Below are 14,110 nucleotides of genomic sequence, written 5' to 3'. Positions count from 1 at the left end.
CCCATTCGCCCGACACAGCGATACGGGCGCCCGACTTATTCGATCAATTTGCGGTGTTTCTCGTCAAAAAACTGTCGTGACGTTTTGAATCGGACAGGGCTAGGAGTATCGTGCAGTCGATCCGGGGAGTTCCGCAGACCTTCTCGGATCGGATCGACCATAGACCGTCATCGCAACAACACACGGTCGCACATCGTGTGATACTCTCTGCGGCCGATCATCCCGTCTAATGAAAGGATGATCACCATGACCAAGATAACAGTAGCTTTATTCGCCACCGCGGCAGCGGCAACTATGCTTGCCGTGCCGCTTTCCTCGCAGGAAATCGTCGTTTCCGCGCGCAGCGACCAGGCATTCGTGCAAGAGGTCTCCAAGGACCTGGATACCGAATTGCGCCGGATGCGTATCGATCACCGCTGGACCCCCAGCGGCATCGTGAAAGTTCGTTTCCAGGCCGGCGCCGACGGGCGTCCGGCGGCAATGGAGACTTATGAATCCTCCGGAAGCAAGCGGCTCGACAGGAGGGTTCAGGATGCCGTCGGTCGCATCGACTCGCTCCTGCCGCTGCCCGCAAGCGCAGGACCCGATCCGATAATCCAGGCGAATGTCATCGTCGCCGCCGGCCGTACGTCGCGCGAATCGCTCGAACGCAAGCTGGCCGAATCGGAAGCACGCCGCCTCGCGTCGAAGGATCCCGAGGAACGTGCCGTACTGGCCCTCAACATGGCGCCGTCACCCAGTTCCTGACCCTCCCCCAGGGCAGGAGCCGGCTCGGCGTCGAGGCGGTATCTGTCTGCGGGGTGCCGCCTCGCGTCGGGTCTGCCACACGGAAAGGGCCTCGCATGGAGCGGGGCCCTTTTTCGCATCTCGATTCTAATATTGCGCGCCCGGATTCGGACCGTGCGCAATCCCGTGACGGGAAGTTTGCACGCAAAAATTTTTTCGCATTTTCATTTTGGGGCTTGCGCAGCGACAAAGTCCAGCTTGGTCCACGCGTCGCTGCGTCGCATCATGGTGATACACCTGGCCGCAAGCGCGCGGCTGCGTGTTAATTTCGCCTTTACCCTCTTGCGCGCGAGTCCGCTCTGATTCACTATCTAGTGGTCGGTCACCGGGGGGTACCCACAAGACCTAGAGATTTCGGCATTCGTCCCCATATGGGTTGAGTGCCGTTTTCCGGTCGGGCCTGTGGGGAAAAAGGGGATAAGTTTTCACCCTGAAGGCCGACGAAATTGCTAGGCAGGACACACCGCTTGGCGACTCGAACAAGAGCCGGAAGGCAAGCGGGCACGAACCCGCTGCGCAACAAAACGAGAGTGGGGCACGACATGGATTTCAAGAGCGGGGACGAAGCGGCTATGGGACTGGATCTGGATACTCAGGACAGTGACGAGGACACCGCACCCGCCAAGAAGCCGGCCCCCAAAAAGGACGCGGCGGAAAAGGCAGTGAAAATGGACAAGCAGGACAAGGGCAGCGAAGAACTGGTCGCCGAAGCCGCTGGCGAAGCGATGGCCGGTGCCATGGCCGAAGTCGCCAAGGCCGCCGCGGTGAAGGAGGATTCCAAGAAGGTCCTCGACCGCCGGTTCAACGTGAAGACCGACAGCTCGCGCGACGAATTGCTGACCGTGTTCGGCAAGGAAACGCTCGAAGACCGCTACCTGCTTCCCGGCGAAAGCTACCAGGACCTGTTCGCACGTGTGGCCGATGCCTTCGCCGACGATGCCGAACATGCCCAGCGCCTCTACGACTATATCTCGCGCCTGTGGTTCATGCCCGCGACGCCCGTCCTTTCTAACGGCGGCACGCAGCGCGGCCTGCCGATCTCGTGCTATCTCAACTCGGTGAGCGACAGCCTCGACGGTATCGTGAACACCTGGAACGAGAACGTGTGGCTGGCCTCCAAGGGCGGCGGCATCGGCACCTACTGGGGCAATGTGCGCGGCATTGGCGAGCCGGTCGGCCTCAACGGCAAGACCAGCGGCATCATCCCCTTCGTGCGCGTCATGGACAGCCTTACCCTCGCCATTTCGCAAGGGTCGCTGCGCCGCGGTTCGGCAGCCTGCTACATCGACGTCACCCACCCGGAAATCGAGGAATTCCTCGAAATCCGTAAGCCTTCCGGCGACTTCAACCGCAAGGCGCTGAACCTTCACCACGGCGTGCTGGTTACCGACGCCTTCATGGAAGCGGTGCGCAATGGGGAGGAATTCGACCTCCTCAGCCCGAAGGACGGATCGGTCCGCAAGACCGTGGACGCACGCAGCCTCTTCCAGAAGCTCGTTGAAACCCGCCTCGCTACGGGCGAGCCCTACATCGTCTTCTCCGACACGGTGAACCGCATGATGCCCAAGCATCACCGCGAACTTGGCCTCAAGGTTTCGACCTCGAACCTGTGCGCCGAAATCACCCTGCCGACCGGGATCGACCATCTCGGCAACGATCGTACGGCCGTCTGCTGCCTGTCCTCGCTCAACATCGAGAAGTGGGACGAGTGGAACGAAGACAAGCAGTTCATCGAGGACGTCATGCGCTTCCTCGACAACGTGCTGCAGAACTATATCGACCGTGCCCCCGAAGAGATGGCCCGCGCCAAGTATTCCGCGATGCGCGAACGCTCGGTCGGCCTCGGCGTGATGGGCTTCCACTCCTTCCTCCAGCAGAAGGGCATCGGCTTCGAAAGCCCGATGGCCAAGGTTTGGAACCTGAAGATGTTCAAGCACATCCAGGGCAAGGCTTCGGAAGCTTCAATGCTGCTCGCACAGGAACGCGGTGCATGTCCGGACGCGGAAGAAATGGGCGCGATGGAGCGTTTCAGCTGCAAGATGGCGATCGCACCGACGGCGTCGATCAGCATCATCTGCGGCGGCACCAGCGCCTGCATCGAGCCGATCCCGGCGAACATCTACACCCACAAGACGCTGTCCGGGTCCTTCGTGGTCAAGAACCCGTACCTGGAAAAGCTGCTCAAGAAGAAGAGCAAGGACAGCACTGCAGTCTGGAATTCGATCCTCGAGCAGGGCGGCAGCGTCCAGCATCTCGACTTCCTGACGCCGGAAGAAAAGGCCGCGTTCAAGACCAGCTTCGAAATCGACCAGCGCTGGCTGCTCGAATTTGCTGCCGATCGCGCGCCCTATATCGACCAGGCCCAGTCGCTGAACCTGTTCATCCCGGCGGACGTCGACAAGTGGGACCTCATGATGCTGCACTTCCAGGCTTGGGAGAAGGGCATCAAGTCGCTCTACTACCTCCGCTCGAAGAGCGTGCAGCGCGCCGGTTTCGCCGGCGGTGTCGAAGCGGACAACACAGCCGATGCGGCAAAGTACGAACTGGCTGCCGGCGCCGAGCAGACCGATTACGAGGAATGCCTCGCCTGCCAGTAAGAGAACCCTTGGACGGGTAACAAGATGCGCGCCGGGCCTCATAAGGTGGCCCGGCGCGCTCTTTTTGTGGGCCTTGCCCTTTTCACCCATGCGGGGCACCTATGCCGCGATGGGTCCGCAGCGCATCCTTTTCATTACGCCCAATTTCCCGCCCTATGCACAAGCTGGCGCGGCGCGCACGGGTGCGCTTGCCCTGCATTGGGCGCGACAGGGGCACAAGGTTACCGTAATCGGTGCGCGCATTGGCACGGCGAGCGGTATCCATACAGAGATCGACCATCCCAATCTGACGACCGCGATGCTGCCGATCGACAAGTCGGAACCACAGGTTTCGCAAGGTCGCGGCGAAAGTGGCCGCAAACCCGCCAGCAAGCCGGGTAAGCTCAAGCGCTGGCTATGGCTCGCGCGGCAGATGCCCGACCGTTTCCGCGCATACTGGGTGCCGCGGGCTGTCGAAAAAGCGATCGAACTGGGCGGAGCCGAGGCTTTCGACCTCGTCTATTCTTCAGGCCCACCGCACTCGGTCCACATCGCGGCCGGTCAGATCGCGTCGGCAACCGGCCTCCCCTGGATTTGCGAGCAGCGCGACCTGTGGGTCGACAACCCTTATATCGAGCGACACCCTTTCCTCACCCGCTATTATGAGTGGCAGGGCCGCAGGGTGCAGCGCCATGCGGATGCCTTTGTCGCGGTAACCGCGGGTGCGCGCGATATGCTTAGGAAGCAGACCGGTAAACAGGTAGTCCTCGCGCGGAACGGCTGGGTCGAAAGCGATTTCGAGGGACTGGAAGCGCCGCCCGCCCCCCTGGATCCCGATCGCCTGACGATCATCCATGCCGGACTGATCTATGCCGAGCGCCGCGACCCCAAGGCGCTGTTCGAAGCCATCGACATGCTGGGCGAGGACCGTCACAAGGTGCGCGCGATCTTCTATCACGACGAATACGGTTTCCTCGATCAGCGTATCTCCCAATACGGCGTCGCCGAGAGCGTAGAGGTGCACGAATTCCTTCCGCGCAGCGAAGTCCTGGCGGTGGAACGTGCGGCCGATGTCCTGTTGATGTGCCGCTGGCCCGATCCCGCGGAGGACGACGTCATTCCGGGCAAGCTGTTCGAATATATCGGCGCGCGAAGGCCGATCCTGGCAACCGGGCTGGAATCCGGCGAAGCGGCGAAGATCGTACGGGAAGGCGATTTCGGCATCGCCACCCAGGACGCCGAGAAGATTGCCGCCCAATTGCGCAGCTGGATTGCGAGCAAGGAAGCGGGCGGCGGCCGGATTCCCGATCTTCCGGCGAATGCTGCCATGGCTTTCACGCGCGACGAGGCTTTCGCTGCGGTCGACGACCTTGTCGAGCGGCTCGCTTCGACCTGAAGCTCGCCGTTAAGCGGCAGGCGATACGCGAAAGGCCCCGACTGCACGAAGCAGCCGAGGCCTTTCGAAATGATCTACTCTACCGAACTAAGCGGTCCGGCTTGGGCCGATTTAGGCGTCCTGCATGACTGCCTTGTTGCCCAGACCTTCCGGAATGCGTGCGCTTTCCTTCAGATAGATACGGTTGTCGTCGATCTTCTCGACGTCATCCAGCGAAAGGAAGTGGTGCATGTCATCAGAACTGTCCGACTTCGTAAGCTTGATCGCGTCGTCCTGGACGGCGTCGACCGTGCCCACGTGCATGCCTTCGTAATTGGCGACTTCCATGTGTTCCTTGATGCGGATCTTCTCGAACATAGTGTACTTTCTGCCCGGATAATCGAGCGTTTTGAGTTGGTTATACCCTATTAACGGGCGACAACGAGATACGGTCCACGCTTCGTCGAGGCTGATGCACGGGTCAGGGATTCGAGATTTGGGGCGGCGAACCAGGCCTCAAGCACCGCAGCGATAGGGCACCAAAACACCCTCAAGCAGCGCAGCGATAGGGCGGAAAAACCCGCCCTCAAGCAGCGCAGCGGTAGGGCGAAAAAATTGACGCCCCAACCTCTTGCGAGGTGGGGCGTCGGGGATGCGGAACCGAAGCCCGCAAAAGGGGAAAAACCGGACTAAGGTCCGCCAGTCCCCGAACTGGTGAAGCTTAGCTCTCGCCGAGCGGGCGGTTGGCGTCGGCCTTTGCGCGCTCGTCCGGCTGGCTGGAAATCTCGCCCGGCTGCGCATCGGGATTGCCCTGCGCAAGCGGCTGGTTGCCGAGGTCGGCGGTGGCGACATCCTGTTCCATCGTGCCGTCTTCGTTGCGCGCGTTGCCATAGCCGCGCTGCGCCTGCGCATCGTCGGACTGTTCCTGCTGGCGGGTTTCGCCTTCGCGGGGTCCGGTGCGTTCGAGGCCGAAGGGTTCATGCCCCTGGTTGAGTGTGACGTCGCGGCTGTCGTTGGGTTCGTACTGGCCCATGGGGTCTCTCCAAAAATCTGTATTTGTCTGTCTTCAACCAACCAACCCGCCACGCCCCGCCGTGTTCCGGCGGCTTGTCGCAAACGATGCACAGATTTTGCCGTCTTATCCCCGCGTAATTCTTTCCCCTTGCTATCGAATCGCAGCCATGATTCCTTATATAGGACGTTCAGCTGCCAACCGGAGAAACACAAGATGTCGTTGCTCGAAGCCCGCAAGACCTACAAACCCTTCGAATACCCGTGGGCCTACGACTTCTGGAAACGCCAGCAGCAGATCCACTGGATGCCCGAAGAGGTTCCGCTGGGCGAAGACTGCCGTGACTGGGCGCAGAAGCTGTCCGAGCACGAGCGCAACCTGCTCACGCAGATCTTCCGTTTCTTCACCCAGGCCGATGTCGAGGTGCAGGATTGCTACCACGATAAATACGGCCGCGTGTTCAAGCCGACCGAGATCAAGATGATGCTGACCGCCTTCTCCAATATGGAGACGGTGCACATCGCGGCATACAGCCACCTGCTCGACACGATCGGCATGCCGGAAAGCGAATATTCCGCCTTCCTCGATTACGAGGAAATGGCCGACAAGCACAATTACATGCAGCAGTTCGGCGTCGACAACGATGAAGACATCGCCCGCACGCTGGCCATGTTCGGTGCCTTCACCGAAGGCATGCAGCTGTTCGCCAGCTTCGCCATGCTGATGAACTTCCCGCGCTTCAACAAGATGAAGGGCATGGGCCAGATCGTCAGCTGGTCGATCCGCGACGAGAGCCTGCACTGCGAAGGCATCATCCGCATGTTCCACGAGTTCGTGCGCGAGCGGGACTGCCTGACCAAGGCGGTCAAGGAAGACATCGTCGACATCTGCCAGAAGACCGTGCGGCTGGAAGACAACTTCATCGACCTCGCCTTCGAAATGGGTCCGGTGTCCGGCATGACGCCCAAGGACATCAAGAAGTACATCCGCTACATCGCCGACTGGCGCCTTGGCCAGCTGGGCATGCAGCCGATCTACATGGTCGACGATCACCCGCTGCCCTGGCTCGCCCCGCTGATCAACGGTGTGGAGCACGCCAACTTCTTCGAACAGCGAGCCACCGAATACTCCAAGGGCGCGACCAAGGGCGACTGGAACACCGTCTGGTCAAGCTTCGACAAGCGCCAGAGCGCCAAGGCCGCGAACGAGGAAGAGGCCGCCGACGAAGGCCCGGGCCTGTTCGGCGAGAGCGAAGGGGCTGTGGCGGCGGAGTGAGTTAGCTCACTCCAGGTTTTTGCCGGAACACTCTCGGAAGCCAATTCCACCCGTTCCGCTGACCAATGGCGTTGTTTCGCCAGATTGGTCGGGACCGCCAATCGTTTGGAAAACCCATTGCATTCTGTTGCGCAGTAGTTCGAGACTCGACTAATGCTCTTACTCGCTGTGGAAATGTTGTGTCGGGACTTTGGTGCCGAAGCGTCCGAGCTAGAATGACGAGCACATTATAGATGGAGTTGCGCGGCTGATGCTGGGTGCCGGAGCGGTCAATATCCATGTCATTTCTCATCTGACGTATGTTCGGCGCTCTCTTCACGGTCTTTCGGTTCCACAGCCTACTATGATGCGCACAAATATTGCGGACGTAAGACAGGAGCTGCAGGGTTCCCTCTAAGACTTCCTTATTTGGCAGTCCGAGGTCCTTTGCGAGTTCGTCTTTTATCCGATTGTCGGATGTAGCTTTGACCCAATGAGAGAGCTCGCCCAGCGTCATGAGTTCCGTCACGTGCCATAGCGACGGGACGAATGGATCAGTGTATTTCTTTCGATAGTGCTCGACAAAAACTTCGCTACTTTCTTCAGCGGTTTTGGCGATCTTCGCAAACATTCGCGCATGCTCAAAGCCATTGTGAAAGTTACGCGCATCAGCGTGCGCATGGCTGCCGTGAGCCAGCGAAAGTAAATTAGTCCAGCGAGCTCGAACCGCAATTTCAAAGCGGTCAACCGCTTCCATCACGAGAAGGCGTAACTTTCTATCGAATACGTAGATATCGATAATATCTGAGAAAGCGGTGCCCGGAGGGAATTGCTTCGATCTTGTCTGGCCAGCAATCGGAGGTAATTCGAGTGGCAACCAGTATGCGCTTAGGCGATAATACCCGACGGTGCGCAGCCACCGCTTCATTAAATCTTCATCGCCAACTATCCCGCGAGCTCGCAGAAGCGAAATCTGATCTGTAACGGTCGTAGGTGAGTGATTATATTGCAAAAAGAAAGGCCCCCTCAGTTTCCCGAGGAGGCCTCTCATAAGTAACCCCCCGGTTCTGGGCAAGCTTTCGCTCTAGGCCTGGGGGGTGTTGTTACAGCGCGATGTATGATGTGGAATCCTACAAGTCAACCACGTAGTATGTTTGCTGATAACCTATCATCGACTTTTCGATTTAACGCCACCGCCCCTTCGGCACCGCGTAGCTATCCACCCGCCGCTCGGGCTTTTCGTGCCATTGCACATTGACCGCCCATAGGGTCGGGAAGAAATAGAGCGAGCCGTAGTCGAGGTTCTCGTTGATCAAGCGGGCGAGGATTTGCCAGTCGCTCGAGCCGTGATACGCGCCGACGATGGAACACCCTGAATCTGATAAATGGCTGATGTTGTGGGATCAGTCCCTCACTGATCTTCTGAATGGAGAGGGCGATGAGGAGAAATCCCCTTGGCACGCCATTTCTACACGTTGGCGCGAATTAAATGAGACAGAGCTTTGGAAAATGAGGACTGCTCTTTACGTCCTTACCATCAGCAAACCTTTCACGTTCGATTACCCCAAGCAGCACTCGCATATCTTCTACATCGGTGAAGGTTTCGCTCACGCGCGCTTCAAGGAGCATATCGACAAAAAGATGCTCCCTTGGCTGAAAAGCCTGACGCAGGCGCGCTTCGATTTTCATGTCCTGCCATGCAAATCGAAGGAACAGGCCGAGCAAAGTGAAAAACTGTTGCTGGAAGAGTTTGAGAGCAAGTTTGGCCGCAAACCGTTGCTTAACATTCAGAGCGGAAAAGACAGAGGTTGCGAACCAAACCCCCTTTGGTTTCAACCTCTGGATTTGAGGCGCCATAAGCAACGCGAGTGGGCAATATGGCCCATCGGAAAAAACGAATTGTAGCTCCGAGCACTTACAAGCCCAAAGCTCCTGCCACTTCCCAATCCCCCTCCCACCTGTCATGCTCCCCCTCCCGGGTCGCTTATGGGGAGGAAAGCTATGCTCATGGGTGTAGGGCGACCGGCGCGTAATCTTGAGGAATTCGGGGCCAATATGGGCGCTCTGGCGCAGGCGAATGCGCCGCGCGCGTGCCATGCGATCGATCCGCGCCCGACCGATGTCTATATCACTAGCTGGGCCAAGAGCGGCACCACGCTGACCCAGCAGATGTTCCACCAGCTGCGCATGATCCATGCCACCGGCGCGCTGGACATGGACTTTCCCGACATCAGCGGCGTGGTCCCCTGGGAAGACACCGCAAGCATCCTCGATCTGGACATGACTGCCGACCAGCGCGCCGCCCCGCGCGGCTTCAAGTCGCACCGCGAATACGAGCGGCTGCCTGCCGGCTCGCGCTATGTCGTCACCCTGCGCGATCCGCACGAAACCTATGTCTCCATGCACCGCTTCTTCGATGGCTGGCATATCGAGAAGGGCGCGTTCTCGCTGGAGGATTTCATGCCGCTCTGGATGGGCGGCGGGCCGGGGGGCTGCGACTATGCCACCCACCTGCTGAGCTGGTATGCGCGGCTGGAGGAAGAGGACAGCCTCGTCGTCACCTATCGCTGGGCGGTGAAGAACAAGCCCGCCATGATCCGCGCCATGGGCAGGTTGATCGGGATCGAGCCGGGCGAGGAAACGGTTCAGATGGTCATGGACGCGACCAGCCGCGAATTCATGCACGCGCACAAGGACCGCTTCGATGACGGGCTGATCTGCGCGGTGATGGAGGAAATGCTCGGCATTCCGGCCAACAGCGATTCCACCAAGGTGCAGGCCAAGGGCAGCGATGCTGCCGTGCTGCCCGCATCGGTAAGGGAAGCGATCGACGCCATGTGGGCGGAGCGGGTGGAGCCGGTGACCGGCCATGCCGATTTCGCCTCGCTGGCGGCAGAGGTCGACGCGCGCATCGCCTAAGGCGCGCACCAGTCGCGCCGCACCGCACCCCACCCGCTTCCCTCTGCGAGCCCTGCCGCGATCATGTGGTCAGCCAGCGCCTCTTCGCCGCGCCGCACTTCGCGCAGTTCGCGGCCGTAGCGGTCGCGGGGTGGGTCCTGGCCGCCGGTCCAGCTGAAGCGGCCTTGCGATAGCCATTGGTGGAGGGCCGTGCGGGCCTCGCGCGCCTTGACCCGCTCGGCCTCGCACGCCCCGTCCATCTCCGGCGCGTCGAACCCGGTGAGGCGGATGCGTCGCTCGCCGATCCGCACCGTGTCGCCGTCGACCACGCAGGCCCCCCAGCCCTCGCCGCACAGGCCGAAGCTCGACGCCACTTCGCTCACCTTCGGGCGCGGGCCGATGCGGTCCTCGAACAGGACCCAGGCGCCAACCAGCACCAGCGTCAGGGCCAGCGGCAGCAACCTGCGCCACCCGCCCTTGCGCGACCGTCGCCTCACCGGCTTGCGATGAAAGCGGGGCACGCGCCGGTCCGGCCTGCGCCTGAAGGGAAGGATCTTGCCCATGCCCTTACGATAGCTCGCCCACGAGCGGCATGAAACCCGCCACCGCGGTCGCTTTTCCTTAACTTTGTCCGCAGTACGAACGTTCCATGCTACTGGAATTGCTCACCTATTACTTGATCGCGATCAATTTCGCGACCTTCGCCGCATTCGGGATCGACAAGGCGCGAGCCGAGAACGGCCAGTGGCGCATCAGCGAGGCGACATTGTTGTTGATGGCAACCGTGGGAGGCTGGCCCGGAGCATGGGCTGGACGCTGGGCATTCCGGCACAAGACCCGCAAGCAGAGCTTCAACGAAGGCCTTCGAGTTGCGACCATGGCACCGATGGGCATCGCGGCATTCGGCTACTTCATGGCCCCCACCATCTTCGAGACCGAAGAGGCAAGGGCAGAGCGCTTGGCGGTAGAGGCATCGGTCTATTATGCGGGCTGCAACCAGGTCCGCGCAGCAGGCAAGGCACCGCTTCGCAGGGGTGATCCCGGCTATCGCATCGGCATGGACGGCGATGGCGACGGCGTTGCGTGCGAGCCGTATTATTGAGTTGCGCTCTGGCGAAATTGATCTGCCGCAAAGAAGGGGCGGGCGGGGCGGCCTAAGGTCGGGTCAACGGACACAGCAAAGGATGCCATCATGTCGCAGCACACACCCAATGAACTGACCAAGATCTTCGCCCGCGACCGGGACCTGATCACGCGGTTGAAGCAGGAGGACGCGCATTACGCGCGGCTGGCGGACGAATATCACGAAGTGAACCGCGAAGTGCACCGCATCGAGGCGGAAACCGAAGCCGCCAGTGACGAGCGCACCGAGCAACTCAAGAGGAAACGCCTCGGCCTCCTCGACGAAATCACCGCGATCGTCACCAAGGCCAGAGCCGCCTAGGGCACCTCACTTTTCGCAAGGCCGACCGGCCGCCCGCAGCGACGCGACCGCAAATTCGCACGAGCGAGGATAGCCAAGGCTGCGGACGCAGCCGCCGGCGCTTGAGGCGCAACAAACACTCTGCCTGTGGCCCGACAAATATGTCGTATATCGACAATACCGCACCTGCGAAGACGGGGTATTTCCTTTCGCACAAGCACAAGAGACGGCGTCGCTGGTCCCGAGTTTGAAAGCCCGAGAGCGGAGCGTGTCATGCCTGTCGAATTCACCCTGCTGGAATGGTTTGTCTATTACCTGATCGCGATCAATATGGTCGCCTTCTTCGCGTTCATGACGGACAAGGTGCTGGCCGAGAACGGCAACTGGCGACTGAGCGAGGCGAGCCTTCTCGGCTGGGCCTTCGCTGGCGGTACGCTGGGCGCCTATGCCGCGCGCACGATCCTGCGCCACAAGACGCGCAAGGAGCCGTTCTCCAACCGGCTGCACGCGATCGCCTGCATCCAGGTGATCGCATTCGCCACGCTGATGCTGTGGTTCACGACGCGCTGACTGGGCGCGCTTTCCTACAGCCGGGCCCGCTGCTCTACTGAAGCCATGTCCCAGCGCCCTTTCACGGCCCGTGTCCCTACCGGATGCTGGCCGTTTTGCATGGGTGCAGATTTTACCGTTAGGACCGTGTTCCACCCGTTCCACTCTGTCGGAGCGGGCCGAGGGCCACTCCAACTGAGCGGCACACGGCTACCAACCCCAGGCAGGCGGGGGCGGGGCGATGGGGTCGCTAGCGTCGAACTCCACCCGGAACAGGCGGGTGGGGTCATTGCGGCGGGTCAGCTGGTAGGCGAAGCGCGCGCCTTCGGCCTCGGCATCGTCCACCTCCACGCGCCACACGTTGGTGAGCGATGCGTCCAGCCCCTCGCGTTCGAACAGGGCGATGGAGAAGGCGTCGACGGGGAAGTCCTGGATGCGCGCCGTTCCGCCCGACAGCGTGTCGCCCCCGTACTGGGTCACCGCATCCTCGCTCCCGTCCTCGTGGCGGTGGTCGTGCTTGAGGCGCAGGCCGTCCGCGGTGCGGCTGACGAGCCAGGTGCGCGAGCGGTTCCAGCCGCCCGGAGCCCCGGCATCTTCGACATGGAAGGCGATGGCGACGCGCGTATCGGAGCAATCGACCCAGTGGGCCACCATGCGCTTGCCCGCCCAGTCGGCGTCGCGCTCGTCGCTGCTGGCAAGCCCGCCTTCGTAGGCGTTGCCGCAATGGCTGGAGAGCGCGTCCCAGAAGCGCTCCTGCGACGGGGAGAGGCGGGGCACGTCCGGCGTGCTGGCACAGGCAGCAAGGGCGAAGAGCGGGGCGAGAGCGAGGGGCGTGGCGCGGGTCATGCGCCAGCTGTGCCACTCCCGGCGCTCGCGCTCAAGCGTGGCCGTTTCGGAACGGGAGGCGGGGGCAAGGCATTGGACAGGAAAGCAAAAAGGAGTTCCCGATGACCGACCCCGTCCCCGATAGCAAACCCGGTACCCGCTGGCTGTGGGTGGCCCTGATCGTGCTTATGACGCTGGTGTTCCTGTTCTACATCTTCAACACCGACGGCGGCGAAGAGCCGGTCCCGGTCGGCGAGACCACCGGCGAAGTGCCCGATCCGCTGCCGACGACGACCTCGGTTCCGGTCTCGCCCGAAGGCGAATTCGGCGAAGCACCGGTCAATGGCGAAGATCTCGATCCCGATGTCGAGATCGAACAGATGCCGGCGCAGGAATAACGCGCCCCCTTTCGCCCGCACGCCGGGCACGCTAACGCCTGCGCTCCCCAGTCACGGGGATGCGCGGGCTTTGCGTATGGATGGAGTACGAGTTTGAGCGACGACACCGGCCAGGCGATGCACGAGGCAAGCACCAAGGCGCAGACGCTGATCGAGGCGCTGCCCTACTTCCAGCGTTACGCCGGTCGCAGCTTCGTGGTGAAATACGGCGGCAACGCCATGGGCGACGAAGATGCAGCGCGCGAATTCGCCGAAGATATCGTCCTGCTCAAAGCCGTCGGCATCAACCCCGTGGTCGTGCATGGCGGTGGCCCGCAGATCGGCGCGATGCTCAAGAAGCTGGGCGTGGAAAGCACCTTCGTCGACGGCCTTCGCGTCACGGACAAGGCGACAGCAGAAGTCGCCGAGATGGTCCTGTCGGGTGCGATCAACAAGGCGCTGGTATCCTCGATTGCGCGGGCAGGCGGCAAGGCTGTCGGCATCTCCGGCAAGGATGGTGGCCTCGTGACCGCCCGCAAGGTGGAGCGCACGACCAAGGACCCCGAGAGCAACATCGAACGCGCTCTCGACCTCGGCTTCGTGGGCGAGCCGAGTTCGGTAGATACGACCATCATCGAGACGGCCACGGCGGCGGGCATGATCCCGATCGTCGCGCCCATCGGCTCAGGTGAGGACGGCCATACCTATAACATCAATGCCGACACCATGGCTGGCGCGCTGGCATCCGCGCTCGGCGCTGCCCGGTTGCTACTGCTGACCGACGTTCCGGGCGTGCTCGACAAGCACGGGGACTTGCTGACCGATCTGACGCCGTCCGACATCGCCGCCCTGCGAGAAGACGGCACGATCAGCGGCGGCATGATCCCCAAGTTGGAAACCTGCGTGAGCGCGGTTGAGGCGGGATGCGAAGCTGCTGTCGTCCTCGACGGGCGCGTGCCCCATGCCATGCTGCTCGAATTCTTCACGGCGAGGGGCGCAGGCACCTTGATAAGCGCCCGATAGGGCTTGGCGCGG

At 61.5% G+C, this 14,110-nt stretch carries 17 protein-coding genes; 11 read left to right on the top strand and 6 right to left on the bottom strand.

All coding sequences use genetic code 11. The features are described 5' to 3' along the window. Positions 1–246 precede the first annotated feature (246 nt). The 3 genes from CVE41_RS06470 to CVE41_RS06460 all read left to right on the top strand — a co-directional run bounded on the left by CVE41_RS06470 (position 247) and on the right by CVE41_RS06460 (position 4,758). Complete coding sequence (locus CVE41_RS06470; protein ID WP_157799429.1) at positions 247–747, top strand: energy transducer TonB; 501 nt, start codon at positions 247–249, stop codon at positions 745–747. A gap of 581 nt (positions 748–1,328) precedes the next feature. Next, positions 1,329–3,383, top strand: coding sequence for a ribonucleoside-diphosphate reductase subunit alpha (locus CVE41_RS06465; RefSeq protein ID WP_100261395.1), 2,055 nt, complete (start codon positions 1,329–1,331; stop codon positions 3,381–3,383). A gap of 88 nt (positions 3,384–3,471) precedes the next feature. Continuing rightward, the gene (locus CVE41_RS06460) at positions 3,472–4,758 is read left to right on the top strand and encodes a glycosyltransferase (protein WP_157799428.1); all 1,287 of its coding nucleotides are present in this window, start codon (positions 3,472–3,474) and stop codon (positions 4,756–4,758) included. Positions 4,759–4,869: 111 nt separating this feature from the next. Here the strand turns inward: CVE41_RS06460 and CVE41_RS06455 are convergent, their stop codons facing one another. Then, on the bottom strand, positions 4,870–5,115 hold the full coding sequence (locus CVE41_RS06455; RefSeq protein WP_100259922.1) for a DUF2171 domain-containing protein: 246 nt from the start codon (positions 5,113–5,115) through the stop codon (positions 4,870–4,872). A 343-nt stretch (positions 5,116–5,458) separates the two neighbouring features. Then, on the bottom strand, positions 5,459–5,770 hold the full coding sequence (locus tag CVE41_RS06450; protein ID WP_100259921.1) for a hypothetical protein: 312 nt from the start codon (positions 5,768–5,770) through the stop codon (positions 5,459–5,461). A gap of 195 nt (positions 5,771–5,965) precedes the next feature. Here CVE41_RS06450 and CVE41_RS06445 point away from each other — a divergent pair, with 195 nt between their 5' ends. Further along, complete coding sequence (locus tag CVE41_RS06445) at positions 5,966–7,024, top strand: ribonucleotide-diphosphate reductase subunit beta (protein WP_100259920.1); 1,059 nt, start codon at positions 5,966–5,968, stop codon at positions 7,022–7,024. Between the two features lies 1 nt (position 7,025). On the opposite strand, the gene CVE41_RS06440 is transcribed toward CVE41_RS06445, so the two are convergent. Both CVE41_RS06440 and CVE41_RS14950 read right to left on the bottom strand, forming a co-directional pair. Beyond that, positions 7,026–7,931, bottom strand: coding sequence for an Abi family protein (locus CVE41_RS06440; protein ID WP_232725821.1), 906 nt, complete (start codon positions 7,929–7,931; stop codon positions 7,026–7,028). Between the two features lie 256 nt (positions 7,932–8,187). After that, positions 8,188–8,319: a hypothetical protein gene (locus tag CVE41_RS14950; protein WP_269800175.1), complete on the bottom strand. Its 132-nt coding sequence runs from the start codon at positions 8,317–8,319 to the stop codon at positions 8,188–8,190. Positions 8,320–8,365: 46 nt separating this feature from the next. Between CVE41_RS14950 and CVE41_RS06435 the strand changes: the two genes are divergently transcribed. Together CVE41_RS06435 and CVE41_RS06430 are read left to right on the top strand one after the other, a co-directional pair. After that, positions 8,366–8,908, top strand: a complete 543-nt coding sequence (locus CVE41_RS06435; RefSeq protein WP_100259918.1) for a hypothetical protein — start codon at positions 8,366–8,368, stop codon at positions 8,906–8,908. 102 nt (positions 8,909–9,010) lie between these two features. Beyond that, positions 9,011–9,922, top strand: a complete 912-nt coding sequence (locus CVE41_RS06430) for a sulfotransferase domain-containing protein (RefSeq protein ID WP_232725820.1) — start codon at positions 9,011–9,013, stop codon at positions 9,920–9,922. Here CVE41_RS06430 and CVE41_RS06425 read toward each other — a convergent pair. Then, positions 9,919–10,422 (bottom strand): thermonuclease family protein, encoded by a 504-nt coding sequence (locus tag CVE41_RS06425; protein WP_157799427.1) that lies wholly within the window; start codon positions 10,420–10,422, stop codon positions 9,919–9,921. The two genes, CVE41_RS06430 and CVE41_RS06425, sit on opposite strands and share 4 nt — an antisense overlap. Before the next feature lie 128 nt (positions 10,423–10,550). Here CVE41_RS06425 and CVE41_RS14865 point away from each other — a divergent pair, with 128 nt between their 5' ends. The 3 genes from CVE41_RS14865 to CVE41_RS06405 all read left to right on the top strand — a co-directional run bounded on the left by CVE41_RS14865 (position 10,551) and on the right by CVE41_RS06405 (position 11,894). After that, positions 10,551–11,003 (top strand): DUF1294 domain-containing protein, encoded by a 453-nt coding sequence (locus CVE41_RS14865; protein WP_232725819.1) that lies wholly within the window; start codon positions 10,551–10,553, stop codon positions 11,001–11,003. A 90-nt stretch (positions 11,004–11,093) separates the two neighbouring features. After that, a complete protein-coding gene (locus CVE41_RS06410; RefSeq protein ID WP_100259915.1) occupies positions 11,094–11,345 on the top strand; it encodes a YdcH family protein in 252 nt (83 codons plus the stop codon). A gap of 252 nt (positions 11,346–11,597) precedes the next feature. After that, complete coding sequence (locus CVE41_RS06405) at positions 11,598–11,894, top strand: DUF1294 domain-containing protein (protein WP_100259914.1); 297 nt, start codon at positions 11,598–11,600, stop codon at positions 11,892–11,894. 189 nt (positions 11,895–12,083) lie between these two features. Here the strand turns inward: CVE41_RS06405 and CVE41_RS06400 are convergent, their stop codons facing one another. Continuing rightward, a complete protein-coding gene (locus CVE41_RS06400) occupies positions 12,084–12,719 on the bottom strand; it encodes a hypothetical protein (RefSeq protein ID WP_100259913.1) in 636 nt (211 codons plus the stop codon). Positions 12,720–12,820: 101 nt separating this feature from the next. On the opposite strand from CVE41_RS06400, the gene CVE41_RS06395 reads away from it, so the two are divergent. Both CVE41_RS06395 and argB read left to right on the top strand, forming a co-directional pair. Further along, positions 12,821–13,096 carry a hypothetical protein gene (locus CVE41_RS06395; RefSeq protein WP_090476710.1) on the top strand — a complete coding sequence of 92 codons (276 nt, stop codon included), beginning with the start codon at positions 12,821–12,823 and terminating at the stop codon, positions 13,094–13,096. A gap of 117 nt (positions 13,097–13,213) precedes the next feature. Continuing rightward, positions 13,214–14,098: an acetylglutamate kinase gene (gene argB / locus CVE41_RS06390; protein WP_100261393.1), complete on the top strand. Its 885-nt coding sequence runs from the start codon at positions 13,214–13,216 to the stop codon at positions 14,096–14,098. The last annotated feature ends 12 nt before the right edge of the window (positions 14,099–14,110 follow it).

Origin of the sequence: Qipengyuania seohaensis, from assembly GCF_002795865.1 — a bacterium.
GTDB lineage: Bacteria > Pseudomonadota > Alphaproteobacteria > Sphingomonadales > Sphingomonadaceae > Qipengyuania > Qipengyuania seohaensis.
Note: the sequence above shows the minus strand (reverse complement) of the source record. Positions and strands in the feature narration are given on the sequence as shown.

Coding starts and splice junctions, on each gene's coding strand:
- CVE41_RS06470 (WP_157799429.1), top strand. CDS start 247: ATGACCAAGATAACAGTAGCTTTATTCGCCACCGCGGCAGCGGCAACT.
- CVE41_RS06465 (WP_100261395.1), top strand. CDS start 1,329: ATGGATTTCAAGAGCGGGGACGAAGCGGCTATGGGACTGGATCTGGAT.
- CVE41_RS06460 (WP_157799428.1), top strand. CDS start 3,472: ATGCGGGGCACCTATGCCGCGATGGGTCCGCAGCGCATCCTTTTCATT.
- CVE41_RS06455 (WP_100259922.1), bottom strand. CDS start 5,115: ATGTTCGAGAAGATCCGCATCAAGGAACACATGGAAGTCGCCAATTAC.
- CVE41_RS06450 (WP_100259921.1), bottom strand. CDS start 5,770: ATGGGCCAGTACGAACCCAACGACAGCCGCGACGTCACACTCAACCAG.
- CVE41_RS06445 (WP_100259920.1), top strand. CDS start 5,966: ATGTCGTTGCTCGAAGCCCGCAAGACCTACAAACCCTTCGAATACCCG.
- CVE41_RS06440 (WP_232725821.1), bottom strand. CDS start 7,931: ATGAAGCGGTGGCTGCGCACCGTCGGGTATTATCGCCTAAGCGCATAC.
- CVE41_RS06435 (WP_100259918.1), top strand. CDS start 8,366: ATGGAACACCCTGAATCTGATAAATGGCTGATGTTGTGGGATCAGTCC.
- CVE41_RS06430 (WP_232725820.1), top strand. CDS start 9,011: ATGGGTGTAGGGCGACCGGCGCGTAATCTTGAGGAATTCGGGGCCAAT.
- CVE41_RS14865 (WP_232725819.1), top strand. CDS start 10,551: ATGCTACTGGAATTGCTCACCTATTACTTGATCGCGATCAATTTCGCG.
- CVE41_RS06410 (WP_100259915.1), top strand. CDS start 11,094: ATGTCGCAGCACACACCCAATGAACTGACCAAGATCTTCGCCCGCGAC.
- CVE41_RS06405 (WP_100259914.1), top strand. CDS start 11,598: ATGCCTGTCGAATTCACCCTGCTGGAATGGTTTGTCTATTACCTGATC.
- CVE41_RS06400 (WP_100259913.1), bottom strand. CDS start 12,719: ATGACCCGCGCCACGCCCCTCGCTCTCGCCCCGCTCTTCGCCCTTGCT.
- CVE41_RS06395 (WP_090476710.1), top strand. CDS start 12,821: ATGACCGACCCCGTCCCCGATAGCAAACCCGGTACCCGCTGGCTGTGG.
- argB (WP_100261393.1), top strand. CDS start 13,214: ATGCACGAGGCAAGCACCAAGGCGCAGACGCTGATCGAGGCGCTGCCC.